Genomic DNA, 505 nt, shown 5'->3' with positions numbered 1-505 from the left:
CCAATACTTTTATTTCTGGTGATGCCAACGCCAGTAAAATAGCAATAGCGTCATCTACACCTGGATCACAATCTATAATAATTTTAGTCATATACTTCTCCTTTGATAACTTACATAACGCATTGAACAACATACAAAACTAAAAGTAGGGTTTATAAAATAAGTGTTAGATCACAAAAATACCGACCATCGTTGCGGATAAGCAACTCACCAATGTTGAACCCACGATCAATCGAAAACTATTAGCCGCTATCATTTTTCCATGTTCTTTACTGATACTGGCGACACAGGCGATAATCATCCCCACTGAACCAAAATTTGCGAACGAGATCAGGAAGACAGAGATAATGGCTTCAGTTCTTGGGCTTAGATCCTCTAATTTGATATAATCAACCATTGCGTCAAATTCATTTGTTAAAATTTTTGTGGCAATAATCTGCCCAAATTCAATACTGTCTTGCCATGGAACGCCAAGTACAAACGCAATTGGTGAGAAAATATAGCC

Annotated in this window: 2 protein-coding genes; both read right to left on the bottom strand. The window is 37.0% G+C overall.

Annotated features, from left to right (window positions below):
* On the bottom strand, positions 1–91 hold a 91-nt coding region (locus ABN217_RS20545), incomplete at its 3' end, for a nucleoside hydrolase (RefSeq protein WP_349460052.1).
* A 75-nt stretch (positions 92–166) separates the two neighbouring features.
* A partial coding sequence (locus ABN217_RS20540) for a nucleoside transporter C-terminal domain-containing protein (protein WP_349460051.1) occupies positions 167–505 on the bottom strand: 339 nt, incomplete at its 5' end.

Origin of the sequence: Proteus sp. fly-1067 (assembly GCF_040139345.1) — a bacterium.
GTDB lineage: Bacteria > Pseudomonadota > Gammaproteobacteria > Enterobacterales > Enterobacteriaceae > Proteus > Proteus vulgaris_B.
The sequence above is the reverse complement of the archived record's forward strand: the minus strand, read 5'-3'. Positions and strand labels throughout refer to the sequence as shown.